Below are 24,825 nucleotides of genomic sequence, written 5' to 3'. Positions count from 1 at the left end.
CACCGACTATTTAGTGGGTTTGACGGTAACCGGCGCCTTGCCCGCCTTCATCTGCTCCAGCAACGGCGCACACTGATTCGGCTCGCCACCACTCGGCGCTACCAGCGCCAACAGCCCCGCCGCTGGCGCTGCGATCACGCCCAGCGCCACCATCCCCGCCCCGCGCAACATCAGCGGCACAGCCTTCACACCCGCATCCGGCTTGATGAACTTGCCACGCACGTACAGCGGCGAGCGCAGGGAAATCAACCGCCAGCCCTTGGATTCCGGCGTCACGGTCAGATCCAGTTGCTCGGTGGCCATGTTCGCCGTGCCGTCGATATAAATGATCGCGTTCTCGGTATCGAAGACAAACAACTGCGTGGTGGCCAGACCGCTCTTGATGTCGAAGTCCGCCGCTGCGCAGTTGATCTTCACTTCCTTGTCGCCAAAGATCTTGCCGACCACATAGTTGCCGACGTTGAGCCCGGCCAGTTCCATCAGCTCACGGCTGATCGCGCCATCGTTGATCAGCATCTTCAATTTGCCATTGGCCCCACCCAGCAGCTTGGCCACCGAGTTGCCGCGACCACTGATATCGGCATCACCGTTGAGCTCACCGAAACTGGTCTTCATCGGTTCAAAGGTCGGGAACAACTCTTTGAGTTTGAAGCGGCGCGCGGTCAGTTTGGCCCGGCCTTCCAACGGTTCGGTGCGGCCGTTGAGGCGAATCTGTGCATCAAGATTGCCGCCCGCCACACCGAAGCGCAGCGGCTCCAGGCTCAGTTCGCCATCGTTGAGTTTCAGGTGGGTATAGAGGTCGTTGAACGGCAGTTTCTCGCTGTGGACGATGCGCTTGCCGGTGAACTCGACGTCGGCGTCCATCGCGCGCCAGCGATCGGTCTTGAACTCCTCCACCGGCAGGACTTTATCGGCCGGCTGTTTGCTATCGCCGCCGCGAGCCTTTTGTTTGTCATTGGAGTCGGCGCCGATCAGTGGTGCGAGATCGGCGAACAGCAATTGATTGGAGAGCAACGCGCCGCTGAGTTTTGGCCGTGGCTGGCTGGCGACGTAGGTCAGGTCGCCATGGATATCACTGCTGCCGATCTTGCCGTTGAACTGCTCGTAGGTGAATTTCGCCCCGGCCTCGTCGTGCAGCTTGGCAATCAAATGGCCGTCTGTGGCATACGGCGGCGTGTCCGGCAGGGTCACCCCAGTCAGCGGATAAAGATTGCCGAGGCTGGCACCGGCCAGTTTCAGGCGCAGATCAAGGGCGCCTAGGTTCAGTGGATCGGTCAGCGTGCCGGCCAGTTCGATGCTGGTGTCGCCAATCTTCGCCTGGGCCTGCAACGGAAAGGGTTTGCTCGCGTCCTGCAAGGCGAGCAGACCGCCGATCTTGCCTTGGCCGGTAAGTCTCTGGCCGTGGTATTGGCCTTTGACCTTCAGAGCAAACGCATAATCCTGCGGTGAGCCGCCCTTGTCCTGCGCGGTTTTCGCCGCTTTGGCACCGACGATGTCGCTGTAGGGAATCGGCTTGCCCAGCGGATCGATCAGCACATCAAGATTGGTTTTGAGCGTCTGGTCGTCGAGAGTGACGTGGCCCTTGTCGAACCCGATGGCGCCAATATCAACCACCCAGTTCGACGGCTCGGCATTCGGATCTTTCGGGTCGAACTTGAATGTCCAGTTGGCGCGGCCATCGGCCAGACGCTGCAACTCGGCATTCGGTTCGGTCAGGTCGATGCGCGGAATCACCACCCGTTGCGCCAACAGTGCCAATGGCGAAATACGCAGCTCAACGCGCTTGAGCGTGACCATCTGCGGTTTCTTCGACCAGTCCGGGTTGCCCAGGCTCAGATCCTCAGCGACCATGTGCGGCCACGGCACCCACGCACGCCAGCCGCCCTCGTCCGGCTCGCGCTGCCAGATCACCGCGAGGTTGCCATTGATGGCAAACGGTCGGTGCAGTTCTTCCGAGACTTTGGCGTTGAGCGGCGGTTTGATCCGGTTCCAGTCGAAGAACACGATGATCAACACCAGCACGGCCAGTAGCAGCACGAGGATGGCGAAGGTCCAGCTGAAGATTTTTCCAGTGCGCGTCATGCACAAAGCTCCTGATCACGACCGCACGCAAAGACTGCGGCGCACGGCTGAAACGGCGGGCCAAAGCGGCCCTCATGAAATCTACGACTGGCAAACCAGCCGCAGGTTTAATCGAAAGGTCGATTACCGCGCAAAAAGCCGCGTGAAATCTGACCGATCAGTCGAACAGTGTTACCGCGACCCGCACTTTTACGAGGCGCGAGTGAGTCGGAAATACCCACCCCGGTGCAAAACCGTCGCCCGCAAAGCCGCGACCTAGAGCCTCCCGGCAGAACAATCAATTCTGTTGATTATTACCATTGCGTTTATGAACTTTTATATCGACTTATCGAGAGTAGCATTGCCCTCGTACCCACTTTATCGCCCTCCCAAGGAGCAACCCATCATGAAACGCCAATTACTGCTCAGCCTTACCCTGTCGATGCTAGCCAGCACTGCTTTCGCCCTGCCCGCTGCCGATCAGGCTACTCCGCAAGTGAAATCCAGCCACTCGGTATTCAGCCAAACCGTAGCAGCTGATGGTTCGGACCGTACCCCACAAGGTCAGACTCTGGCTGAAGGTGGCCGTGATCGCCTGGAAGAGAAAGGTCTGGTTCAGGACGGCTACGACAAGACTCCACAAGGTCAGACCCTGGCGTCCGACGGTAGCGACCGCACTCCACAAGGCCAGACCTTGGCTTCCGACGGCGGCGACCGCACTCCACAGGGTCAAACCTTGGCGTCCGATGGTAGCGACCGTACTCCACAAGGCCAAACCCTGGCTTCTGATGGCGGCGACCGCACTCCACAAGGTCAAACCCTCGCCGAAGGTGGTGGTGACCGTGTGATCGAACGCAACAGCAAATTGAGCTAAGCCCATGGCGGCCTGGAAAAAAAGCCCAATCAACGGATTGGGCTTTTGACTTTTCTGACCCGGTAAAACCTTTCGCCCCACCTCCTCCCGTTCGACGCCGACAAAGCCGATTTGCTAGAGTGCGGCGCTTGTCCTGCCATAGAACACACCCTGCGATGCTGCCCCGCGCCGAACAGAAACAACAGACCCGCAACGCCCTGATGGACGCTGCCCGCCACTTGATGGAAAGCGGCCGAGGATTCGGCAGCCTGAGCCTGCGCGAAGTAACCAAAACCGCCGGGATCGTGCCCACCGGTTTCTACCGGCATTTCGCCGATATGGATGAGCTGGGCCTGGTGCTGGTCAGCGAAGTCGGCCAGACCTTCCGCGAAACCATTCGCCTGGTACGGCACAACGAATTCGTCATGGGCGGCATTATTGATGCCTCGGTGCGGATCTTTCTTGACGTGGTCAGCGCCAATCGCTCGCAATTCCTGTTTCTCGCCCGTGAGCAGTACGGCGGCTCGCTGCCCGTGCGCCAAGCGATCGGGCGCTTGCGCGAGAACATCAGTTCCGACCTGGCTGCCGATCTGACGATGATGCCCAAGCTTCAGCATCTGGACGCCGAGGGCCTGAGCGTGATGGCAGACCTGATCGTCAAATCGGTGTTCGCCACCCTCCCCGACATCATCGACCCGCCCGCCGAAGCCCTGCCGGAGCATCTGACGCCGCAGGCGAAGATCACCCAGCAACTGCGCTTTATCTTTATTGGCCTCAAGCACTGGCAAGGGCTGGGCAGTACCGAGTAATTCCCTCTTCCTTACTGATACATCCGGTCCCCTGTAGGAGTGAGCCTGCTCGCGATAGCGGTTTATCAGCTACATATTTGCTGACTGACACTCCGCTATCGCGAGCAGGCTCACTCCTACAAAGGTGCGGCGTCTCGGCCTCCATTTGGTGCATTAAAAAATCTTCACGCACCAAAACCTTCCATATTCCCGCAACATCTTGAAACATCCACTACGCTCCGACAGGGATTTCCTACATCTCGTCCGATTGGCAAGGCCCTTGCTCTAGACCAATCATTGTCCATAGCTGGAAGTTTTCCGATGCTGGTGATTCACCGCAGAATCGACCCTCAACCCGTCTGGGCCGCCGAGTTGCACCTGACCTTCGAAGCGCGGAGCAAAAGCCGTTTGCGCTGTTTCAGTGCCGAGGGCGAAGACGTCGGGTTGTTTTTGGAGCGCGGTCAGCCGCCACTGTTTGATGGCGAGTGCCTGCAGGCCGAAGACGGCCGCATCGTCCGCGTCTGCGCCCGCCCCGAGCAATTGCTGCACGTCACCTGCGCCAACGCCTTCGAACTGACCCGCGCGGCTTATCACCTGGGTAATCGCCACGTCGCCCTGCAAGTTGGCGATGGCTGGTTGCGTCTGCTCGACGATTACGTCCTCAAAGCGATGCTCGAACAGCTTGGCGCCCAGGTCAAAGCCATTGAAGCACCGTTCCAGCCGGAACACGGTGCCTACGGCGGCGGCCATCACCATTCCCGACACGGCGACGAAGACTTCAATTACGCGCCGAAACTCCATCAGTTCGGCGTACGCCTGTGAATCCGGCCTGGGCGCTGCTGCGCCTGGCCAGTCCGCAACTGCCGATTGGCGGCTACAGCTATTCGCAAGGCCTGGAAATGGCTGTGGATAACGGCCGCGTGAACAATCCTGACAGTGCTCGGCGCTGGATCAGCGATCAGTTGCTGCTGAATCTGTCGCGCTTCGAAGCGCCGCTGTTGCTTGCGCATTGCCAGGCAGCCGCCGATGAACAATGGACCGAGTTGCGCAGCCTCTGCGAAAGCCACCGCGCCAGCCGCGAGACTCGCGAGTTGCATCTGGAGAGCCGGCAGATGGGCTATTCGTTGCAGCAATTGCTCAATGGTTTGCCTGAACTCGACACGCCCGCCCGCGACTTTCTCGATCAATGTTCAGAACCGCACCTGGCTCTGTGCTGGGCGCTGGCCGCGCGCGCCTGGGGCATCAACCCACAGGACGCCCTCGCCGCATGGCTGTGGAGCTGGCTGGAAAACCAGCTCGCCGTATTGATGAAAACCCTGCCGCTGGGTCAGCAAGCCGCACAACGCCTGACCAGCGAACTGCTGCCGCTGCTGCAGCAAGCGCAGCAGGATGCGAGCCGAATCAACCCCGAACACATGGGCAGCGCCGCGTTCGGCCTGTCCCTGGCGTGCATGGCCCACGAGCGCCAGTACAGCCGCCTCTTTCGCTCCTAGGAGAAACATTAATGAACACACAACCTCTGCGCGTCGGCATCGGCGGCCCGGTCGGTTCCGGCAAAACCGCATTGACCCTGGCCTTGTGCCTGGCCTTGCGCGAGCGCTACAACCTCGCCGTGGTCACCAACGACATCTACACCCGCGAAGACGCCGATTTTCTCGTGCGCAATGAAGCCCTCGCGCCCGAGCGGATCATCGGCGTGGAAACCGGTGGCTGCCCGCACACGGCGATCCGTGAAGACGCCTCGATCAACCTGGAAGCGGTCGATCAACTGAACCGGCGTTTTCCAGGGCTGGATCTGATTCTGGTGGAATCCGGCGGCGACAACCTCTCGGCGACGTTCAGCCCGGAGCTGTCCGACCTGACCATCTACGTGATCGACGTCTCGGCCGGCGACAAGCTGCCGCGCAAGGGCGGGCCGGGCATCTGCAAATCCGACCTGTTGGTGATCAACAAGATCGACCTGGCGCCGCTGGTGGGTGCCTCGCTGGAGATGATGGACAGCGACACCAAACGCATGCGCAACGGCAAGCCGTTCGTCTTCAGCAATCAGAAAACCGGTCAAGGCCTTGAGCAAATCATCGCCTTCATCGAACGCCAGGGCCTGCTGACCGCAGCCTGATTCACTGATCAACAAGGAAGCTCATCCATGACACTCAAACGTATTCTTGGCGCCGTGGCGCTGCTGCTGACCCCGGCGCTGGCCTTCGCGCATCCGGGGCATGGCGACAGTGGCTTGATCGCCGGCATCAGCCACCCGATCGGCGGCCTCGACCATTTGCTGGCGATGGTGGCAGTCGGTTTGTGGGCGGCGCAGCAGCAAGGCGCGGCGCGTTGGGCGCTGCCGTGCACGTTCGTCGGCACCATGCTGATGGGCGGCATGCTCGGTTTTGAAGGGCTGCAATTGCCGGCGCTGGAAAGCGGGATTGCGGCGTCGGTGCTGGCGTTGGGTCTGGCCGTGGCGCTGGCAGTGCGTCCGCCGTTGGTCATGGCGGTGGTGGCGACGGCGGTGTTTGCGTTGTTCCACGGTGTGGCGCATGGGCTGGAGTTGCCGGACATGAGCAATCCTTGGGCGTATGCGGCGGGTTTCGTGGCCGCGACAGCAGCGCTGCATGCGGCGGGTTATGGTGTGGTGCGGTTCCTGCCTCAGGCGGCGGCACCGTTGGTGCGGTTGGCCGGAGCGGCTTCGGCAGTGACTGGGGCCTGGTTGCTGGCCGGCTGATCTCTATCGCCTGAACTGCCCCTTTCGCGAGCAGGCTCGCTCCCACAGGTTTTGTGTACGCTGCAAATCCACTGTAGGAGCGAGCCTGCTCGCGAAGGCGGACTGACAGACACCACATCGCTCAGGCCGGTCTCTCTGCTACCATGTCGCGCAATCGCCCCAGCCGTGACGACGTCCGCCCATGCCCCACGCCTCCCGCTCCACCGCCCTGCCCGAATTGACCGCCCTGTTCGATGATGTGCAACAGCACTTCGTCAATGTGATCGTGCCCCTCTGGCAAGGCCCGGGCTGGAACGCCGACATGGCGCTGCCCTTTGAGGCGCTGGACGCCGCGCACCAACCGCTGCCACCGCAGCGCTACCGGGCGATGGCCTGCGCGCGGCAGCTGTATCTGTTTTCCAGTCTGATCGGGGTTGTGGATAACGCAGAAGTTCGTGCCGCGGCGCTGTTTCGTTCGCTGCAACGGCACTTCCATGATGCCGAACACGGCGGCTGGTTCTACAGCATCGACGCACAAGGCAAGCCGCTGGATCAGCGCAAAGACCTCTACACCCACGCCTTCATCCTGTTTGCCTGCGCGCATTACTGGGCAAAGTCCGGCGATCCGCTGGTCGAGTCGACGTTGAATGCGGCGCTGGAAATCATTGGCCGGCGCTTTGCGACCGGCGATGGCTTGTACGAAGCGTGCCTGGAGCGCGACTGGATCACCCTGCAGACCGGTCCGCTGCAAAATCCGTTGATGCATCTGGCCGAAGCGTTTCTCGCCACCCTCGCCGTTCGTGAAGATGTACAGACGCAGCAGGCATTGCTGGAGTTATGCACAGCCATGCACAAACAGTTCGTCGATCCGCAATATGGCGTGTTGATGGAAAAACCGCTCGGGGCTGTGGATAACTGGTATGAGCCTGGGCATCAATTCGAATGGTATTTCCTGCTGGAATCGTCAGCGTTGCTGCGGGGTTCGAAACTGCACGCGGCGCTCGACCGGACGTTTGCCTTCACCGAGCAATACGGTGTGGTGCAGCCATCCGGCGCGGTGCGGGCGATGCTCGATCTGGAAATGGACGGACGCCCGCGAGACTCGACTCAGCGGATCTGGGCTCAGGCGGAATATCTGCGCGCGCTGACCTTGCGTCAGGGCAGTGAAGCGGTGGTGCTGCGCCAGTTGCAGGCGTTGCAGCAGCGGTTTCTGCATGCCGGTGGCTGGCATGAGTGTCGGGATGAATTGGGAGAGGTGAGCCGTAAGGACATGCCTTCGACTACGCCTTATCACTTGGCGACTTGTTACCACGGTCTAGCTGAATATCTTCGCTGATTTATAGATCGCTTTCGCGAGCAGGCTCGCTCCCACAGTTGATTGTGCGGCTCACAAATAGTGTGTTCAGCGCAATTCAATGTGGGAGCGAGCCTGCTCGCGAATGGCCGTTATGCGGTCTCTAAGCGATCCATTTCTTGTCCCCGGTAAAGCTGATGGTCAACCAGCGCGCCGCATCCGGCTTGCCCAGCTTCGCCGAAATCTCTTCGCGTAACGCATCCAGCTGTCCGACATTGCTCAACGCATAATCCGCCGGCAACACCACATGAATTTCGATAAACCGTGCCCGCCCGTGCTTCTGCACGTACGACACGTAATCGTCGAAACCATGCTCGGTTTTCGCCGCCTCCATCACCTGGCGCACCTGATCATCCAGCGTGTCCGGGGCGATCCCCAAGACATCGCGCAGCGCCGGCCCAAGGATCTTGAACGCCGGCGGCAACATGGTCAGCGCCAGTACGATCAGGATCAACGGGTCGACATACACCGCCCACTGACCATAACCCTGGGACTTGAGCAGCAGCGCCGCGAGGAAACTGATCAACAAGCCCACGGACAGCATCGCGTCCACCAACCAACTGATGTTGTCGAACTGGATCAGGCTGGATTTGAGCTTGCGGTTACGCTGCCGGACGTAGAAGAAGTAGGCGAACTCGACAACGGTAAACACCGCCGCATAAATGATCACCAGGCCCAACTCGATCTCGCGGCCACCGTTGATGATGCCGAATACACCGTTGAGGAACGCGTAGATCGCGATCAACATCAGGAAGCTGCCTTCGATCAGCAGCACCATCGGCTCCAGATGCCAGAAACCGAACTGGAAACGGTGATTGCTTTCCTTGGCGATCAGCTTGGCAGTGATCAGCATCAGAACTTTGATGAACGTTGCGATCAGCGAGAAAAAACCATCGAACAGGATGGATTGCGAACCTGAAACAAAACCGGTGACGATCCCGGCAATCGCCACGGCGAACATCAGGATGGTGGATTGTTTGAGCAGTGCCTGCTCACCTCGGTTACTCACTTTGACTCCTCGAAAAACCTTGAAAACCGCGGGGTGCGGTTAGGTTGTTGCGAGGGGAGTTTACCTTATCGCCCTGTTTTGGCCGATTTGCCCCCTTCGCGAGCAGGCTCGCTGCCACTTTGAAATGCATTCCAATGTGGGAGCGAGCCTGCTCGCGAAGGGCTTCAGCGCGGTCTTAAGCCTTGTTCCGCTCGATGGCAAAACCGGCCCAGGTCTGGCTCACCGGCATCAACTCGAGGCTGTTGATGTTGATGTGCGCCGGCGCATTCATCACCCAGAAAATCGTCTCGGCGATGTCCTGCGGCTGGATCGGCTCAGCACCCGCGTAGGTCGCGTTGTAACGCTCCTGATCGCCAGCAAAACGCACCAGCGAGAACTCGCTTTCACACAGCCCAGGCTCAATGTTGCTGACCCGCACGCCGGTGCCCTGCAAGTCGCAACGCAGGTTCAGCGAGAACTGTTTAACGAACGCCTTGGTCGCGCCATACACATGGCTGCCCGGATACGGATAGTTGCCGGCGATGGAGCCAAGGTTGACGATGCCGGCGCCACGGCCGTGGGCGATCAGGCGCGGCAGCAGCAGGCGGGTTGCGTACATCAGGCCTTTGACGTTGGTGTCGACCATGGTGTCCCAATCGTCCAGATCGCACTTCGGCGCCGGGTCCACGCCCAGCGCTAAACCTGCGTTGTTGATCAGGCCACGCAGCTTGGCGAACGATGGCGGCAAGTTGGCAATCGCCTCCTCCATTGCTTTGCGATCACGCACATCGAGGACCAGACCGTGCACTTCGGTCTGTTTCGACAATTCGGCGCACAACGCATTGAGGCGTTCTTCACGACGACCGGTCAGCACCAGTTTCCAGCCAGCCTCGGCAAAACGGCGGGCACAGGCTTCACCAAATCCGGACGTCGCGCCGGTGATAAACAGGGTGTTGGACATCGTGTTCTCCTTGCTTCGGCCGCCGGAGCAGCCCTTGGAATAGAAAATCAGCAGGCAGCATGCCCGGCCCGACACTCACGGGCAACTGCTACAAAGTGTACAAAAAACAACCAACCCTGCCGGCGCCATAGCCGCCGTGGCCTGTAGCCATGTGCACGCATGTTATCCACAGCCCCTTCCACAGTTTCCGGGGGCAAGTACAATCGCGCAAAGCCGCGCCACACAAGGCTTTGCGGGCGAAATAGAAAGTTTTTTGCTTGACCCTGAAGTGGCGGATGTGCGGGACATGGCATTTTGCACGACTGGTCAGTCAGCACAGTGATTGCGCGAGGCCAGCAATTACGGCCCTCAGCGCAGTCTTTCCAGAGTTTAATCACAGACTTATCCACAGGCCTGTTCACGTCGAATTGCCCAAGAGGCGATGCCTAGAAAAAGGTTGACAACGACGCCTTCAGCCTCAGCAAAAACACCTGATCAAAAAACAACCACACACTTGCAAGCCACGGATTACAAGGCCTGCAGCTAGATACACCCACGTTATTCACAGCCAGCTCCACAGTAACCGGGGACAAGTCAAAACTGTGCAAAAACAGCCATTTGCAGCGTCTATATGTCGCGCTTTGGCAGCTTGGGGAATTTGTTTTCCACAATTCTGGATTCTGGCGCAGATCAACTGTAGGAGTGAGCCTGCTCGCGATAGCGGTGTATCAGTCACCGGTGATGGCGAATGGGAAAACGCGATCGCGAGCAGGCTCACTCCTACAGGGGTTTACGGTGAATTTGGGATATAAAAAAGCCCCGGGACTCGCGTCGCCGGGGCTGTGCATAACGCTGGAAGAATCAGTGCCCGCCCAGATAGGCGTTACGCACCTCCTCGTTCACCAGCAGCTCTTTACCGGTACCTGTCAGGCGTATCTCGCCGTTGACCATCACATACGCCCGGTCCGACAGCTTCAGCGCATGGTTGGCGTTCTGCTCGACGAGGAAAATGGTCATGCCGGTTTTCGCCAGTTCCCGCAGGGTCGCGAAGATCTGCTTCACCACAATCGGCGCCAACCCAAGGCTAGGCTCATCGAGCAGCAACAGCTTCGGCCGACTCATCAACGCCCGGGCAATGGCGAGCATTTGCTGCTCGCCACCGGACATGGTCATTGCCCGCTGCGTGCGCCGCTCTTCAAGCCGAGGGAACAGCTCGAACATGCGCTGCATGTCCTCTTTGGCGTACTTGTCACCAATCGGGATGGTGCCCATCAGCAGGTTTTCCTCGACGGTCATGTCAGGGAACACTCGCCGCCCTTCCGGCGACTGCGCAATGCCGTTGGAAGCGATGTAGTGCGAGGACTTGTGGGTAATGTCTACGCCCTGATAAAGAATCTGCCCGCTTGCCGCCCGTGGCTGACCGAAGATCGACATCAGCAACGTCGATTTGCCGGCGCCGTTGGAGCCGATCAGGCTGACGGTTTCCCCTTCATTGATCTGCAGCGAAACACCTTTGAGCGCCTGGATCGGGCCGTAGAAGACGTCGAGGTCTTTCAGTTCGAGGATCGGTTGGGTCATGCCACTTCCTCTTCATCGGCGCCGAGGTAGGCGGCGATCACTTTCGGATCGTTACGGATCGCTTCAGGCCCGCCTTCGGCGATGACGATGCCGTGGTCCAGCACCACGATGTGATCGGAAATACTCATAACCATGCCCATGTCGTGTTCGATCAGCACCACGGTCAGATCGTGCTCGTCGCGCAGCAGCCGGATCATCGCGCTCAGCGCTTCGGTTTCCTGAGGGTTGAGGCCGGCGGCCGGTTCGTCGAGGCAGATGATCTGCGGCCGCGTGCACATGGCACGGGCGATCTCCAGACGGCGTTGCTGACCGTACGAGAGCTCACCGGCGAGACGGTTGGCGCAGTCGACCAGGTCGACCACTTCCAGCCAGTAGAAGGCAACGTCCAGCGCGTCGCTTTCAGCCTTGCGGTAGCCCTTGGTGTTGAGGATGCCGGCGAGCATGTTGCGGTTGACCCACATGTGCTGGGCCACCAGCAGGTTTTCCAGCACCGACATTTCCTTGAACAGGCGAATGTTCTGAAAGGTTCGCGCCAGGCCGGCACGGTTCACCAGGTGCGTACCGCCGAACATCTTGTAGTACATGCGGCTGAGGAAGGATTTCGGCGAGACGAAATCGGTCGGTTTGAACGACTCGCCCAGCAACTGGATGACGTTGGTCTGCTGGCCGCGCACATTGAGTTCGATCTTGCCGCCGGTGGCTTTGTAGAACCCGGTCAGGCAGTTGAACACCGTGGTCTTGCCGGCGCCGTTGGGGCCGATCAAGGCGAAGATCGAGTTGCGTTTGACCTTCAGGCTGACATCGCTCAACGCCTTGATGCCACCGAAATGCATCATCAGTTTTTCAACAGAGAGTACGACTTCACTCATGGCGCAGTCCTCTCATAGTGAATGGCACCTTTGCGTGGAGTGACCCCGGTACGGCTGATGCGAATCAGCCCGCGTGGTCGCCAGATCATCATCAAGACCATCAGGATGCCGAACAGCAGCACGCGATATTCAGCGAAGCCGCGCAGCAATTCCGGAGCGACGGTGAGTACGAATGCCGCAATCACCACGCCGATGGTCGAGCCCATACCGCCGAGCACGACGATGGCGAGGATCAGCGCCGATTCGAAGAAGGTGAACGAAGTCGGGTTGACGAAGCCTTGGTAGGTCGCGAAGAACACACCGGCGAGACCTGCGGTCGACGCACCGATGGTGAACGCCGAAAGCTTGACCAGCACGTGGTTGAGGCCCATCGAGCGGCAGGCGATTTCATCTTCACGCAAGGCTTCCCAGGCGCGGCCGACCGGCATCTTCACCAGACGATGCTTGATGTACAGCACGGCCAGCACCACGAGGAACAACACCGCGTAGATGAAGTAGTACTTTACGTCCGGGTTGTAGGCGATACCGAAGAACTCATGAAACGGCACCCCGCCATCCTTCGCCCGTTTGCCGAACTCCAGACCGAAGAACGTCGGCAGCGGCGCCGGCATGCCGTTCGGGCCGCCAGTCAGGGACAACCAGTTATTGAGGACCAGGCGAATGATTTCACCGAAGCCCAGGGTCACGATCGCCAGGTAGTCGCCGTGCAGACGCAACACCGGGAAACCGAGGATGCACCCGGCCAGCCCGGCAGTGATCGCCGCCAGTGGCAGCACCGTCCAGAAACCCAGACCGAGGTATTGATAACCCAGCGCCAGACCGTAAGCGCCGATGGCGTAGAACGCGACGTAACCCAGATCGAGCAGACCGGCCAGACCGACTACGATGTTCAGCCCCAGCCCCAGCAGCACGTAGATCAACCCGAGGATGACCACGCCGAGCAGATAGGAGTTGGAGACAAACGGCACGATGACGGCCAGCACAATCAGCAGCGGGATGATCCAGCGCAGTGAGGATTTGTGATCGGACGGCAGCACATGCACACCGGAACCGGTGCTCTCGAATCCGTCGAGAATTTTCAGGCCCTTGGGCGTTTGCAGGAACAGGCTGAGGGCAAAGCGACCGACCATGACAATGCCGATGATCCAGGCCACGCGGGTCGGCTCGAGGTTGAAGCTGTAACCCTCGAGCACAACGCCGACAATCGGGCCGAAAACGATCAGGGCAATCAGGCCGGCAAGAATCGCCTCAACCAGGCTTTTTTTGATATCGATGGATTTTTGAGTGGTTGAAGACATCGCTTACACCTTCGACACAAGAGGACGGCCCAACAGGCCCTGCGGCCGGAAGACCAGAACAAGTACGAGCAGCGAGAAGCTGAACACGTCTTTGTAGTCGGAGTTGACCAGACCGGAGAACAGCGACTCGGAAATGCCGAGGATGATCCCGCCGAGCATTGCCCCAGGCAGTGAACCGATCCCGCCAAGCACCGCCGCGGTGAACGCCTTGATGCCGATAATGAAGCCGGCATAGAAGTCGAAAGTGCCGTAGTTCATGGTGATCAATACACCGGCCAGCGCCGCCATGGCTGCACCGATGATGAACACATAGGAAATGACCCGGTCGGTATTGATGCCGAGGATCGAAGCCATCTTGCGGTCTTGCTGGGTCGCACGGCACATGCGTCCGAGCTTGGTGTACTTGATGACGTAGGTCAGCAGGCCCATACCGACGAACGCGGCCACCAGAATGAAGACTTTGGTGTAGGTCAGTTGCACGAAGCCAGTACCGACTTCGACACGCCATGCCCCGCTCAACAGGGTTGGCACGCCCTGTTGCTTGGCGCCTTGAGCGATCTGTGCGTAGTTTTGCAGGATCAGGGAGATGCCGATGGCGCTGATCAACGGAGCCAGTCGGGTGGAGTTGCGCAGGGGTTTGTAAGCGACTCGCTCGATGACCCAGCCATACACCGCCGTGATCACGATGGTGAAGATCAGTGTGCCGAGCATCAGCAGCGGGAAGGATTCAATACCGAAGTACGCCAGCAGAGCCAGACTGATTGCCGCCAGGTAAGCAGAAATCATGTAAACCTCGCCGTGGGCGAAGTTGATCATGCCGATGATGCCGTAGACCATTGTGTAGCCGATGGCGATCAGGCCATAGACCGACCCGAGGGTCAGGCCGTTGACCAGTTGCTGCAGGAAAATACCATCCATAACGCAATCTCACGCAGTGAGAACCTGCACACCTGTGGTGTGCGGTTCTTCTAGGAAAAATACAGATTTACGTCGGAGCAATGTCAGCCACGATCAGCCGACCCGCACCGCTCCTGTGGGAGCGAGCCTGCTCGCGAATGCGGTCGATCATTCAACACATGTGTTGGCAGTCATTCCGTCTTCGCGAGGAGGCTCGCTCGCACATTGGATCGGTGCGGATCAGCTGGTCGCGTCAGCCCTTACTTCTGTTTTTCCAGCTGGTGATATTTGCCGTCCTTGTCCCACTGGTAAACCACGTAGTCGGAGACTTTCAGGTCGCCCTTGGAGTCCCAGGTTTTTTCGCCCATGACGGTTTTCACCGGATTTTTCTTCAGCCAGGCCGCAGCCTCTTCGCCCTTGTTGGACTTCGCGCCGTTGAACGCGGCAGCCAGGGTCTGCACCGAAGCGTAGGCATACAGGGTGTAGCCCTCAGGCTCGGTACCAGCCTTGCGGAATGCGTCCACTACGGTCTTGCTCTCAGGTAACAGACGCGGGTCGGCGCCGAAGGTCATCAGCACGCCATCGGTGAATTGCGGGCCACCGGCGGTGGTCACCAGTTCGTCAGTCACGATGCCGTCATCGGACATGAACTTGACGTCTTTCAGGCCTTGTTCACGCAGCTGGCGAACCAGCGGACCGGCCTCCGGGTGCAGACCGCCGAAGTAGACGACGTCGGCGCCGGCGCCACGGATCTTGGTGACGATGGTGCTGAAGTCTTTTTCACCACGGGTCAGGCCTTCGTACAACACAGGCGTCACGCCGCGCTTGACCAGTTGTGCCTTGGTGGCATCCGCCAGGCCTTGGCCGTAGGTGTCCTTATCGTGCAGTACGACGACTTTCTTGCCCTTGAGCACATCAACGATGTAGTCGCCGGCAACAATGCCCTGTTGGTCGTCACGCCCGCACATACGGAACATGGCGCTGAGGCCACGCTCGGTGACTTGCGGGTTGGTCGAACCCGGGGTGATCGCGATGATCCCGGCTTCGTCATAGATTTCCGACGCTGGAATGGTCGAAGAGGAGCAGAAGTGACCGACCACGCCGGCGACTTTCTGATTGGTGAGGTCCTTGGCGACCGTCACGGCCTGCTTCGGTTCGCAGGCGTCATCGCCCTTGACCAGTACGATTTTTTCCCCGTTGACGCCGCCCGCCGCGTTGACTGCGTCAGCCGCTGCCTGTGCACCCTTCATGTACTGCTCGCCAAATGCCGCGTTGGCGCCAGTCATTGGACCCGCTACACCGATTTTCACATCAGCTTGAGCAAACGCAGAAACACCCAACGCAGTAGCCACTGCGAGGGCCAGAAAGCCTTTCTTGTAAAACGTCTGGGACATGAGGTGGTGCTCCAAGGTTTTTTTTAGTTGGCACTGCGACTTCACTTCACTGAATGCTCTGAGCAAGGGCCGTGCCATCGGTTTTTTATTCTTCAAAAAGTCGCTGCTTTCTTGTTATTTCGACTGTTTCGTTCCCATTTTCATTGGGCGTGCAACCGTCTAAACCGCGGAAGGTGAAACCATTTATTTTTTCAGGCGCAACCCGCACGCGCCATCATTGCAACCGCGGCGCCAAACGACGTGCAACCAGCCTGTAACAGCCCGCGTCACCGAACTGCACACTGCTGGTGCGGGACTGCTACAACCCGCACCATTACAGGCTAGTCGCTGCATCGAAAAGCGCCGCTTCCGGCAACATATTTCAACACTCAAATGACAATGCGCAGGCACTGGCCCGCGTGATACAGCGAGAACCCGGCCTCGTACAGACAACTGCGCAAGCCCACACCCGCCAAGGGCTGCATCGGTGCGAAGGGAATCGGCAAAGCTTGAGGCTCACCGTGACACAGGTAGTCGGCGAAGGCTTTGCCGACTACGGTCCCGGTGGTAACGCCGCGACCGTTGTAGCCAGTGACGGCCACCAGTCCCGGCGCCGGTTCGAACAGGCGCATGAGGTGATCGGGCGTGAAAGCGATGCGCCCGGTCCAGGTGCATTCCCATTCGACCGGCTTCAGATTGGGGAAATAATGCTGCTGCACGCGGTCAGCCCAGGCCTTGAGAAACCACGTCGGTTTCTGATTGCCATTGCCGAGGCTGCCGAGCAACAAGCGCCCTTCTTTGTCGCGACGGATGCTGCTCAGCACCTGACGGGTATCCCATGAACCCTGCCCGCCCGGGAGAATTTGCTGCGCGGCGTCCTCGGTCAGCGGCACCGAAGCGACCTGATAGTAGTAACCGGGGAAGAAGTTGCGCTTGAGTTCGGTCCAGTCACCTTCGGTGTAGGCGTTGGAGGCGATGACCACTTGTTCGGCCATTACTGAACCGTGCTCGGTTTGCACTGACCAGTTCGAGCCCTGACGTTCGAGGCGAGTGACCGGCGAATGATCGAACATTTGCCCGCCAAAACCTTTCACCGCGTTCGCCAATCCAGTGACATAAGCCATCGGATTGAGCGTACCGGCGCGGCGGTCGAGCAACGCAGCGGCGATTTTTTGCGTGCCGGTGGCCTGTTCGCAGGCCTTGCCGGTGAGCAATTCTACCGGCGCACCTCGGCGTTTCCATTGCTGTTCACGACTGCGCAGATCCGCCTCACCCTTGGCGTTGTGCGCCATGTGCAGCGTGCCTTCGCGGCGCAACTGGCAATCGATGTTGTATTTATCCACAAGGCTGAACACCAGCGCCGGCGCGGCCCCGAGCATACGATTGAGCTGACTGCCGACCGCTTCGCCGAAGCCGGCTTCGATCTCGTCCGGCGGAATCCACATGCCGGCGTTGACCAGCCCGACGTTGCGTCCGGAACCACCGTGACCGGCGCGATGAGCTTCCAGCACGCAGACGCTTTTGCCTTTTTCCAACAGATGCAGCGCCGCCGACAACCCGGTGAACCCGGCGCCGATCACGCAGACATCGACTTTGACTTCGCCCTTGAGCGCGGTGTTATCCGGCCTTTGTGGCGTGAGCTTTTCCCACAGACATTCTTCGCGTAACGGCATTGCCAGACTCCAACAGAAACCTAACAAACACTGCATACCCTGTGGGAGCGAGCCTGCTCCGGGCGGCGTTCCGACGAAAGCGGTATATCAGCCAACATCTATGTCGACTGACCCACGGTATTCGCGAGCAGGCTCGCTCCCACAAGGGGGATATCCACTTGTCAGTCGAAGGTAATGCCCTGCGCTAGCGGCAACTCCAGCGAGTAGTTCACGGTGTTGGTCTGTCGGCGCATGTACGCGCGCCACGCATCGGAGCCCGACTCACGGCCACCACCGGTTTCTTTCTCGCCACCAAACGCGCCGCCGATCTCGGCACCGCTCGGGCCGATGTTGACGTTGGCGATGCCGCAATCACTGCCGACCGCCGACATGAACTGCTCGGCTTCGCGCACGTCCGTGGTGAAGATGCACGACGACAGGCCTTGTGGCACCGCGTTATTCAGGCGCAGCGCTTCCTGGAAATCGCTGTAACCGACCACGTACAGAATCGGCGCGAAGGTTTCGCTGCAGACCACGTCGCTCTGCTCCGGCATTTCAACGATGGCCGGCGAAACGTAATAGGCATTGGGGAATTGGTCTTCGAGCTGACGCTTGCCGCCAAACACCCGACCACCCTCGCTCAACGCCTGCTCCAGTGCGTCCTGCATGTTTTCGAAGCTGTGTTTGTCGATCAACGGGCCGACCAGATTGCCTTCCAGCGGGTTACCGATGCGCACTTTCGAGTAGGCAGCCTTGAGACGCGTGACGATTTCTTCTTTCACCGACTCATGCGCGATCAGTCGGCGCAAGGTGGTGCAGCGCTGCCCGGCAGTGCCGACGGCGCTGAACAGAATCGCGCGTACCGCCATGTCGAGGTCGGCGCTCGGGCCGAGGATCATCGCGTTGTTACCGCCCAGTTCCAGAATGCTGCGAGCGAAACGTGCGGCGACTTTCGGCGCCACTTCGCGACCCATGCGTGTGCTGCCGGTGGCGCTGATCAGCGCAACACGCGGATCATCGACCAAGGCTTCGCCAGCGTCGCGACCACCAATAATCACCTGGCAAAGATTCGCTGGGGCGTCGGTGAAGTTCTTCACTACACGATCAAACAGCGCCTGGCAGGCCAGTGCGGTCAGCGGGGTTTTCTCCGACGGTTTCCACACCACCGGGTTGCCGCAGACCAGCGCCAGCGTGGTGTTCCACGCCCACACCGCGACCGGGAAGTTGAACGCGCTGATCACCCCGACCACGCCCAGCGGATGCCAGGTTTCACGCATGTGATGGCCCGGACGCTCGGAGGCAATGGTCAAACCGTACAACTGGCGAGACAGGCCGACGGCGAAATCGCAGATGTCGATCATCTCCTGCACTTCACCCAAGCCTTCCTGAGTGATCTTGCCCGCCTCCCAGGAAACCAGTTCGCCGAGATCAGCCTTGTATTCGCGTAGCACTTCACCGAATTGACGCACCAGCTCGCCGCGACGCGGGGCCGGCACCTTGCGCCATTGCTCGAACGCATGATCTGCGCGACTGATGTGCTGCTCGACTTCGGCCGGGCCTTCCCAATTGACAGCGGCAATGCGGCTGCCGTCGATCGGCGAATGCACCGGCACTTTGCCGTTCTGATAAAGGGCCGGGTTCACACCAAGACGATCAAGCAATGCGGCAACCATGGGTCACTCCTCAAGCAAAAAACTGAATGTGTGCGGCCACTGTTTCGCGACCGGGCAGGCCTTTAGTTGTAGCGTCACAATGGCAAGGCAACAAACGACCTTTACGCGAGATATCATTCCGTTTATTCATGCAGCGCTAGAAAGACAAGAAAAGGATCGGCCATGCTGAACAAACGCCACTTGCCCTCGATCACCGCGTTGCAGTGCTTCGAGGCCGTGACCCGGCACTTGAGCTTCACCCGCGCCGCCGAGGAACTGAACCTGACCCAGAGCGCGGTGAGCAAACAGGTCGCGCAGCTTGAAGAGCTGTTGCAGCATTTGTTGTTCCGTCGCGTACGCCGGCGTTTGCAGATGACCCCGGCCGGGGATTTGTACTTGGTTGAAGTACGAAAAATTCTCACCCAAGTGGAAATGTCGACCCATTACCTGCGCTCCTACGGCGGCGAGACCGAAGTCTTACGCGTATCGACGCCCTCGACCTTCGGCGCGCGCTGGCTGGTGCCGCGTTTGAAAGGCTGGCGGCTACGCCATCCTTCGATCCATCTGGATTTGTGCAACGAGCAGGAAGCCGATGATCTGCTGCAAGGGCGCAGTGATCTGGCGTTCTACTTCGGTCAGGGTTCACGGCCAGGGACTGAATGCCTGAAACTGTTCGGCGAAGAACTGGTGCCGGTGTGCGCGCCGGGCAGCCTGCCGGACACACCGTTTACTGATCCGACGCAATTGACCGATCTGGTGCTGCTGCAAAATGCCTCGCGCCCGCAGGCGTGGCACGACTGGTTCGACAGCCAGGGTTACCAGACCGAGCACAGCTACCACGGGCCGCGCTTCGAAACCTTTTATATGTGCATACGTGCTGCGCAGGTCGGCTGTGGCGTGGCGTTGTTGCCGCGATTTCTGGTGGAAGAGGAATTGGCCGACGGCAAACTGGTCATTCCCTTTGAGCATGCCATGCCCAGCACTGATGCCTATTACCTGGCGTACCCGGAGCATGCGGCGGAAGTGCCGAAGGTGCGTGATTTTGTGAAGTGGATGCTCGAACAGATCGACAGCCCGGAAATTTGACTCGATTGAAAAATGTGGGAGCGAGCCTGCTCGCGAAGAGGCCGGCACATTCAGTATCAATGTTGACTGAAATGACGCCTTCGCGAGCAGGCTCGCTCCCACAAGGGTTCTGCGGTGATTTAAAAAACTGCTGGCAATCTTCGTCCCTGATATGCGCCACTAGCGCCATTGAATGAGACCGCGCACAGGCGCGGCGCACCTGGAGACCCCGTTATGAGCGAGAGCGTGTTTGCCGATCGCATCGTGCAGAACCTGCTCGACACCGACTTCTACAAACTGACGATGATGCAGGCGGTGCTGCACAACTACCCCAACGTCGAAGTCGAATGGGAGTTCCGTTGCCGCAACAGCGAGGATCTGCGCCCGTATCTGGCCGAGATCCGTTTTCAGATCGAGCGTCTGGCCGAGCTGAGCCTGAGCGCCGATCAACTGAGTTTTCTCGAGCGGATCAGCTTCCTCAAACCGGACTTCCTGCGTTTCCTCGGGCTGTTCCGCTTCAACCTGCGCTATGTGCACACCGGTATCGAAAACGGCGAGTTGTTCATCCGCCTGCGTGGACCATGGCTGCACGTAATCCTCTACGAAGTGCCGTTGCTGGCGATCGTCAGCGAAGTACGCAACCGCTATCGCTATCGTGAAACCGTGCTGGAACAGGCGCGCGAGCAGCTTTATCGCAAATTCGACTGGCTGACCGCCAACGCCTCGGCCGATGAGTTGTCGCAACTGCAAGTCGCCGATTTCGGCACCCGTCGGCGGTTCTCGTACGGTGTGCAGGCTGAAGTGGTGAATGTCCTCAAACACGACTTCCCCGGACGCTTTGTCGGCACCAGCAACGTGCACCTGTCCCGTGAACTGGACATGAAACCGCTGGGCACCATGGCCCATGAATGGATCATGGCCCATCAACAACTCGGTCCACGGCTGATCGACAGCCAGATCGCCGCGCTCGATTGCTGGGTTCGCGAATACCGCGGCTTGCTGGGGATCGCCCTGACTGATTGCATCACCACCGATGCCTTCCTCGGCGATTTCGACCTGTTCTTCGCCAAGCTGTTCGACGGCCTGCGCCACGACTCCGGTGATCCTGTGGTGTGGGGCGAAAAATGCATCGCGCATTATCACAGGCTCGGCATCGACCCGATGAGCAAGACCCTGGTGTTCTCCGACAGCCTGACCCTGCCCAAGTCGCTGGAGATCTTCCGCGCGCTGCACGGTCGGATCAACGTCAGCTTCGGCATCGGCACCAACCTCACCTGTGACATTCCGGGTGTCGAACCGATGAGCATCGTGCTTAAAATGACTGCCTGCAACGGCCAACCGGTGGCGAAGATCTCCGACGAGCCAGGCAAGTCCCACTGCAAAGACCCCAATTTTGTTGCCTATTTGCGACACGTTTTCCAGGTTCCTGCCGATTCCAGTCTATCTAGCAAGGAGTGAATTCATGCAAGCCGTACAGCGTGAGATTGCTGAGCAGCTCAAGGTGCAACCGCCATTCGCCGACTACAAGGCCCTGCAGGCCGAAGTCGCCCGGCGGATTACCTTTATTCAGGATTGCCTGGTCAATTCGGGGCTCAAGACACTGGTGCTGGGCATCAGCGGCGGCGTCGATTCGCTGACCGCAGGCCTCTTGGCCCAGCGCGCGATGCGTGAACTGCGCGACCAGACCGGCGACAACAGCTACAAATTCATCGCGGTGCGCCTGCCGTACGAAACCCAGTTCGACGAGCACGACGCCCAGGCCTCGGTGGATTTCATCGCCCCGGACGAACGCCACACGGTCAACATCGGCCCAGCGGTGAAATCGCTGGCCAGTGAAGTGGCGGCGTTTGAAGGCAAGCACGCGGTGTCGGTGGACTTTGTACTCGGCAATACCAAGGCACGCATGCGTATGGTCGCCCAATACACCATCGCCGGCGCGGCGCATGGTCTGGTGATCGGCACTGATCATGCGGCGGAAGCGGTGATGGGCTTCTTCACCAAGTTCGGCGACGGCGCTTGTGATCTGGCACCGCTCAGCGGCCTGGTAAAGAATCAGGTACGCGCAATTGCGCGCAGCTTTGGCGCGCCGGAGTCGTTGGTCGAGAAAGTCCCGACGGCGGATCTGGAAGACCTGTCGCCGGGCAAACCGGACGAAGCGTCCCATGGTGTGACGTACGCCGAGATCGACGCTTTCCTGCACGGTGAGCCAGTGCGCCGGGAAGCGTTCGACATCATCGTCGCGACCTACAACAAGACTCATCACAAACGCGTGATGCCGTTCGCACCCTGAGCGGGTAAAAAACGGCAAAAACTGCCGCAGACAGCGATCCCGGTTTCGAGGATGACAATCGAAAGATCGCTGCCTGCGTCAGCTTCGCCGCGGTATCCGCAGACTCGCAATCAGTGCTTCACGCGAGTTTCAGGGGGCGCCGCGTTGACAGTCACGGTGTAGGTCTCAGACTCTGTAGTTGCATCCTTGGCTTTCAGCACATAGGTTGCGTCAGCTGCGAGGACGAACTCGCCACCCCAGATGCCATTCGCCGCAGTAAACGTTTCAATCGGCGTCGTGTTAGCACCCTCAAGCAACTCGATCTCGCCGTCTTTTGCCGTGCCGCCGATTGTCAGAGTGGTGTCGTCGGTATTCCCACCGTTTTCTACTTCCCTTTCCGAATCCGTCAGCGAAGTAATCCTTAAATCGACTTCGGGCACTTCGCTGACAATCACGGTGTGGGTCTCGGATTGTTTGCCGTCTACGTCCTCGGCTTTCAGCACATAGGTTTTACCCGCCGTGAGCTCGATATCGCCACCCCAAGTGCCATCCGCTGCCGTAAACGTTTTAATCGGAGTCGGGTTATCTCCATCCAGCAATTTGACCTCGCCGTCCTTCGCCGAGCCGGTGATCGCCAGTGTGGTGTCTGCGGTAGTCTCACCGTCTTCGATCTCGCCCCCCTCCGAATCCTTCAGCGAAGTGATCTTCACCTCGCCTTCGGACGCCTCGCTGACAATCACGGTGTGGGTCTCGGATTGTTTGCCGTCTACGTCCTCGGCTTTCAGCACATAGGTTTTACCCGCCGTGAGCTCGATTTCGCCACCCCAAGTGCCATCCGCTGCCGTAAACGTTTTAATCGGAGTCGGGCTATCTCCATCCAGCAATTTGACCTCGCCGTCCTTCGCCGAGCCGGTGATCGTCAGTGTGGTGTCTGCGGTAGTATCACCGTCTTCGATCTCGCCCTCCTCCGAATCCTTCAGCGAAGTGATCTTCACCTCGCCTTCGGAGACCTCGCCGACGGTCACGGTATAGAGGTCGGACACCGATCGATCATCCGCTCTGGCTTTCAGCGTATGGATTTTTCCCGTTGCAAGCTTGAGATCGCCGCCCCAAGTGCGGTCAGTGCCCACGCGAAACATGGCAATCGGTTCAGCGGCAGCACCGTTCAAGATCCATATCTGACCTTCCTTCCACAAGCCATTGATGCTGAGATCGGTATCTTCGGTCGAGCCGCCGTTCTCAACATTCCCATTGGAATCTTTCAACGTTTCGATGAAGGGTTTGGTCGCAACCGCATTCAAGATAAATGGATCGGTGCGCTCCTCCTCATGGGCCAGCCGATATTCGTGCCGCCCATCCGGAAGATCATCTATCAAAAAAGACAGGTCGCCCGCGTTGTTTGTCTGGCCGTTGTATTTCGGCACATCATCGATAAGGAGCTGCAGACGGGCGTCGAGAGGCCCGGTGACGGTGAAGTTGGCTCTTGCGGAAAAAATCGTGCCGCCGTCGACAACGTCCTGCCCACCTGAAAACACTCTAGTGATTTTCAGGTCGGCTAAGGTCGAATTTTTGCTCTTGGCATTCATGTGGAAATCCTCTTTGCAATCGTCTGGAAAGAAGACTCATGTAAGCCCGAGTTTGAAGGAGTGGTCTACTGTCAGAAATAACAGGTAGGCGCCTGATTCGGACGAACGGTAGCTTTGCGCCGGACGCAAAAACGCCGCTGGCGATCATCGCGCAGCGGCGTTTCTTGCAATAACGGAACCCGGATTTACTTGAGGGTGACAGTGCCTTTCATCATCGAGATGTGGCCCGGGAACGAGCAGAAGAAGCCGTATTTTTCAGCGGCATCCAGCTTCGATACGTCAAAGGTCACCGAATCGGTTTCCTTGGCGCCGATGATCTTGGTGTGAGCGATGATGCGCGCGTCACCTTCCGGCAGGTAGTTCTTGTCGATACCCGCGGCCAGGCCAGCGGTAGCGATTGGCTGCATGTCAGCTTCTTTGCTGATCACCAGGTTATGGCCCATGACGTTCTTCGGCAGGTTGCCCGAGTGGGTCAGTTCGACGGTGAAAGTCTTGCAGCTCTTGTCGATCACGATTTCCTTGGTGTTGAAGGACATCTGATCGGTGGAGTCAACGGTGGTTTTGCACTCGGCAGCCATCAATTGGCTGCTGGCCAGCGCCAGCAGGGATACCGCAACAACTTTGGAAAACATGGTGAATCTCCAAGGCAGGGTTAACAAAAACACGAATGGTGGAAAGACTGCCTGAAATCTTCGCAAGTTCCTATGACTTGAGTCAAAAATTGTATACAACTTTCAGGCTATGACACTCATCGAGACAATCTAACGGCCAGATTCCCCGGCCGGCCCTATGATCGGCGCATCTACTGAGACGGAGTGCCTGTCATGTTCTTTAACGGTCTGTTGTGCAGTTTGCTCGCCGCTTACGCCTGTGGCGCCAGCGGTACCTTTGAATCGCCTGAACG

General features: G+C 59.1%; 22 protein-coding genes. 10 read left to right on the top strand and 12 right to left on the bottom strand.

Annotated features, from left to right (window positions below; translation table 11 throughout):
• Positions 1-6: 6 nt before the first annotated feature.
• Complete coding sequence (locus AB4N44_RS20305) at positions 7-2,082, bottom strand: AsmA family protein (protein ID WP_460107820.1); 2,076 nt, start codon at positions 2,080-2,082, stop codon at positions 7-9.
• 385 nt (positions 2,083-2,467) lie between these two features.
• On the opposite strand from AB4N44_RS20305, the gene AB4N44_RS20300 reads away from it, so the two are divergent.
• From AB4N44_RS20300 to AB4N44_RS20270, 7 genes are all read left to right on the top strand, one after another.
• Positions 2,468-2,935, top strand: a complete 468-nt coding sequence (locus AB4N44_RS20300; protein WP_150750064.1) for a WD40 repeat domain-containing protein — start codon at positions 2,468-2,470, stop codon at positions 2,933-2,935.
• A 155-nt stretch (positions 2,936-3,090) separates the two neighbouring features.
• Entirely contained in the window at positions 3,091-3,723 is a 633-nt protein-coding gene (locus AB4N44_RS20295) for a TetR family transcriptional regulator (protein ID WP_077570695.1), read from the top strand.
• Between the two features lie 300 nt (positions 3,724-4,023).
• A complete protein-coding gene (ureE, locus tag AB4N44_RS20290; protein WP_127925638.1) occupies positions 4,024-4,524 on the top strand; it encodes an urease accessory protein UreE in 501 nt (166 codons plus the stop codon).
• Entirely contained in the window at positions 4,521-5,195 is a 675-nt protein-coding gene (locus AB4N44_RS20285) for an urease accessory protein UreF (RefSeq protein WP_150750065.1), read from the top strand. Before ureE ends, AB4N44_RS20285 begins: the two co-directional genes overlap by 4 nt.
• Before the next feature lie 11 nt (positions 5,196-5,206).
• Positions 5,207-5,821, top strand: coding sequence for an urease accessory protein UreG (gene ureG, locus AB4N44_RS20280; RefSeq protein ID WP_007915910.1), 615 nt, complete (start codon positions 5,207-5,209; stop codon positions 5,819-5,821).
• 27 nt (positions 5,822-5,848) lie between these two features.
• Entirely contained in the window at positions 5,849-6,421 is a 573-nt protein-coding gene (locus AB4N44_RS20275) for a HupE/UreJ family protein (protein ID WP_150750066.1), read from the top strand.
• Positions 6,422-6,602: 181 nt separating this feature from the next.
• Positions 6,603-7,736 carry an AGE family epimerase/isomerase gene (locus AB4N44_RS20270; protein WP_460107823.1) on the top strand — a complete coding sequence of 378 codons (1,134 nt, stop codon included), beginning with the start codon at positions 6,603-6,605 and terminating at the stop codon, positions 7,734-7,736.
• A gap of 121 nt (positions 7,737-7,857) precedes the next feature.
• Here AB4N44_RS20270 and AB4N44_RS20265 read toward each other — a convergent pair whose 3' ends face one another.
• The 9 genes from AB4N44_RS20265 to amaB all read right to left on the bottom strand — a co-directional run bounded on the left by AB4N44_RS20265 (position 7,858) and on the right by amaB (position 19,022).
• Positions 7,858-8,763 (bottom strand): cation diffusion facilitator family transporter, encoded by a 906-nt coding sequence (locus tag AB4N44_RS20265; protein ID WP_150775875.1) that lies wholly within the window; start codon positions 8,761-8,763, stop codon positions 7,858-7,860.
• Between the two features lie 175 nt (positions 8,764-8,938).
• Positions 8,939-9,703, bottom strand: coding sequence for an SDR family oxidoreductase (locus AB4N44_RS20260; protein WP_007915905.1), 765 nt, complete (start codon positions 9,701-9,703; stop codon positions 8,939-8,941).
• Positions 9,704-10,543: 840 nt separating this feature from the next.
• Positions 10,544-11,260 carry an ABC transporter ATP-binding protein gene (locus tag AB4N44_RS20255; protein ID WP_116031847.1) on the bottom strand — a complete coding sequence of 239 codons (717 nt, stop codon included), beginning with the start codon at positions 11,258-11,260 and terminating at the stop codon, positions 10,544-10,546.
• Positions 11,257-12,129 carry an ABC transporter ATP-binding protein gene (locus AB4N44_RS20250; protein ID WP_150750070.1) on the bottom strand — a complete coding sequence of 291 codons (873 nt, stop codon included), beginning with the start codon at positions 12,127-12,129 and terminating at the stop codon, positions 11,257-11,259. Before AB4N44_RS20250 ends, AB4N44_RS20255 begins: the two co-directional genes overlap by 4 nt.
• Complete coding sequence (livM, locus tag AB4N44_RS20245) at positions 12,126-13,427, bottom strand: high-affinity branched-chain amino acid ABC transporter permease LivM (protein ID WP_273915997.1); 1,302 nt, start codon at positions 13,425-13,427, stop codon at positions 12,126-12,128. The genes AB4N44_RS20250 and livM overlap by 4 nt, the downstream gene beginning before the upstream one ends.
• Before the next feature lie 3 nt (positions 13,428-13,430).
• Positions 13,431-14,345, bottom strand: a complete 915-nt coding sequence (locus tag AB4N44_RS20240; RefSeq protein WP_034151619.1) for an ABC transporter permease subunit — start codon at positions 14,343-14,345, stop codon at positions 13,431-13,433.
• A gap of 239 nt (positions 14,346-14,584) precedes the next feature.
• Positions 14,585-15,718 carry an ABC transporter substrate-binding protein gene (locus AB4N44_RS20235; protein WP_038360427.1) on the bottom strand — a complete coding sequence of 378 codons (1,134 nt, stop codon included), beginning with the start codon at positions 15,716-15,718 and terminating at the stop codon, positions 14,585-14,587.
• A gap of 368 nt (positions 15,719-16,086) precedes the next feature.
• The gene (amaA, locus tag AB4N44_RS20230) at positions 16,087-17,370 is read right to left on the bottom strand and encodes an L-pipecolate oxidase (RefSeq protein ID WP_460107827.1); all 1,284 of its coding nucleotides are present in this window, start codon (positions 17,368-17,370) and stop codon (positions 16,087-16,089) included.
• 161 nt (positions 17,371-17,531) lie between these two features.
• Positions 17,532-19,022: an L-piperidine-6-carboxylate dehydrogenase gene (gene amaB / locus AB4N44_RS20225; protein WP_007915887.1), complete on the bottom strand. Its 1,491-nt coding sequence runs from the start codon at positions 19,020-19,022 to the stop codon at positions 17,532-17,534.
• 162 nt (positions 19,023-19,184) lie between these two features.
• Here amaB and AB4N44_RS20220 point away from each other — a divergent pair, with 162 nt between their 5' ends.
• From AB4N44_RS20220 to nadE, 3 genes are all read left to right on the top strand, one after another.
• The gene (locus tag AB4N44_RS20220) at positions 19,185-20,087 is read left to right on the top strand and encodes a LysR family transcriptional regulator (protein ID WP_127925629.1); all 903 of its coding nucleotides are present in this window, start codon (positions 19,185-19,187) and stop codon (positions 20,085-20,087) included.
• A gap of 213 nt (positions 20,088-20,300) precedes the next feature.
• Entirely contained in the window at positions 20,301-21,524 is a 1,224-nt protein-coding gene (gene pncB / locus AB4N44_RS20215) for a nicotinate phosphoribosyltransferase (protein ID WP_123593058.1), read from the top strand.
• A gap of 4 nt (positions 21,525-21,528) precedes the next feature.
• Positions 21,529-22,356 (top strand): ammonia-dependent NAD(+) synthetase, encoded by an 828-nt coding sequence (gene nadE / locus AB4N44_RS20210; RefSeq protein ID WP_127925628.1) that lies wholly within the window; start codon positions 21,529-21,531, stop codon positions 22,354-22,356.
• Between the two features lie 110 nt (positions 22,357-22,466).
• On the opposite strand, the gene AB4N44_RS20205 is transcribed toward nadE, so the two are convergent.
• Together AB4N44_RS20205 and azu are read right to left on the bottom strand one after the other, a co-directional pair.
• On the bottom strand, positions 22,467-23,921 hold the full coding sequence (locus AB4N44_RS20205; protein WP_460107831.1) for a hypothetical protein: 1,455 nt from the start codon (positions 23,919-23,921) through the stop codon (positions 22,467-22,469).
• A gap of 185 nt (positions 23,922-24,106) precedes the next feature.
• Complete coding sequence (azu, locus tag AB4N44_RS20200) at positions 24,107-24,553, bottom strand: azurin (RefSeq protein ID WP_150750074.1); 447 nt, start codon at positions 24,551-24,553, stop codon at positions 24,107-24,109.
• Between the last annotated feature and the right edge of the window lie 272 nt (positions 24,554-24,825).

The organism is Pseudomonas sp. S3_C06 (assembly GCF_054667675.1).
This window is presented reverse-complemented; position numbering and strand designations above follow the sequence as displayed.

Coding starts and splice junctions, on each gene's coding strand:
- AB4N44_RS20305 (WP_460107820.1), bottom strand. CDS start 2,082: ATGACGCGCACTGGAAAAATCTTCAGCTGGACCTTCGCCATCCTCGTG.
- AB4N44_RS20300 (WP_150750064.1), top strand. CDS start 2,468: ATGAAACGCCAATTACTGCTCAGCCTTACCCTGTCGATGCTAGCCAGC.
- AB4N44_RS20295 (WP_077570695.1), top strand. CDS start 3,091: ATGCTGCCCCGCGCCGAACAGAAACAACAGACCCGCAACGCCCTGATG.
- ureE (WP_127925638.1), top strand. CDS start 4,024: ATGCTGGTGATTCACCGCAGAATCGACCCTCAACCCGTCTGGGCCGCC.
- ureG (WP_007915910.1), top strand. CDS start 5,207: ATGAACACACAACCTCTGCGCGTCGGCATCGGCGGCCCGGTCGGTTCC.
- AB4N44_RS20275 (WP_150750066.1), top strand. CDS start 5,849: ATGACACTCAAACGTATTCTTGGCGCCGTGGCGCTGCTGCTGACCCCG.
- AB4N44_RS20270 (WP_460107823.1), top strand. CDS start 6,603: ATGCCCCACGCCTCCCGCTCCACCGCCCTGCCCGAATTGACCGCCCTG.
- AB4N44_RS20260 (WP_007915905.1), bottom strand. CDS start 9,703: ATGTCCAACACCCTGTTTATCACCGGCGCGACGTCCGGATTTGGTGAA.
- AB4N44_RS20255 (WP_116031847.1), bottom strand. CDS start 11,260: ATGACCCAACCGATCCTCGAACTGAAAGACCTCGACGTCTTCTACGGC.
- AB4N44_RS20250 (WP_150750070.1), bottom strand. CDS start 12,129: ATGAGTGAAGTCGTACTCTCTGTTGAAAAACTGATGATGCATTTCGGT.
- livM (WP_273915997.1), bottom strand. CDS start 13,427: ATGTCTTCAACCACTCAAAAATCCATCGATATCAAAAAAAGCCTGGTT.
- AB4N44_RS20240 (WP_034151619.1), bottom strand. CDS start 14,345: ATGGATGGTATTTTCCTGCAGCAACTGGTCAACGGCCTGACCCTCGGG.
- AB4N44_RS20235 (WP_038360427.1), bottom strand. CDS start 15,718: ATGTCCCAGACGTTTTACAAGAAAGGCTTTCTGGCCCTCGCAGTGGCT.
- amaA (WP_460107827.1), bottom strand. CDS start 17,370: ATGCCGTTACGCGAAGAATGTCTGTGGGAAAAGCTCACGCCACAAAGG.
- amaB (WP_007915887.1), bottom strand. CDS start 19,022: ATGGTTGCCGCATTGCTTGATCGTCTTGGTGTGAACCCGGCCCTTTAT.
- AB4N44_RS20220 (WP_127925629.1), top strand. CDS start 19,185: ATGCTGAACAAACGCCACTTGCCCTCGATCACCGCGTTGCAGTGCTTC.
- pncB (WP_123593058.1), top strand. CDS start 20,301: ATGAGCGAGAGCGTGTTTGCCGATCGCATCGTGCAGAACCTGCTCGAC.
- nadE (WP_127925628.1), top strand. CDS start 21,529: ATGCAAGCCGTACAGCGTGAGATTGCTGAGCAGCTCAAGGTGCAACCG.
- AB4N44_RS20205 (WP_460107831.1), bottom strand. CDS start 23,921: ATGAATGCCAAGAGCAAAAATTCGACCTTAGCCGACCTGAAAATCACT.
- azu (WP_150750074.1), bottom strand. CDS start 24,553: ATGTTTTCCAAAGTTGTTGCGGTATCCCTGCTGGCGCTGGCCAGCAGC.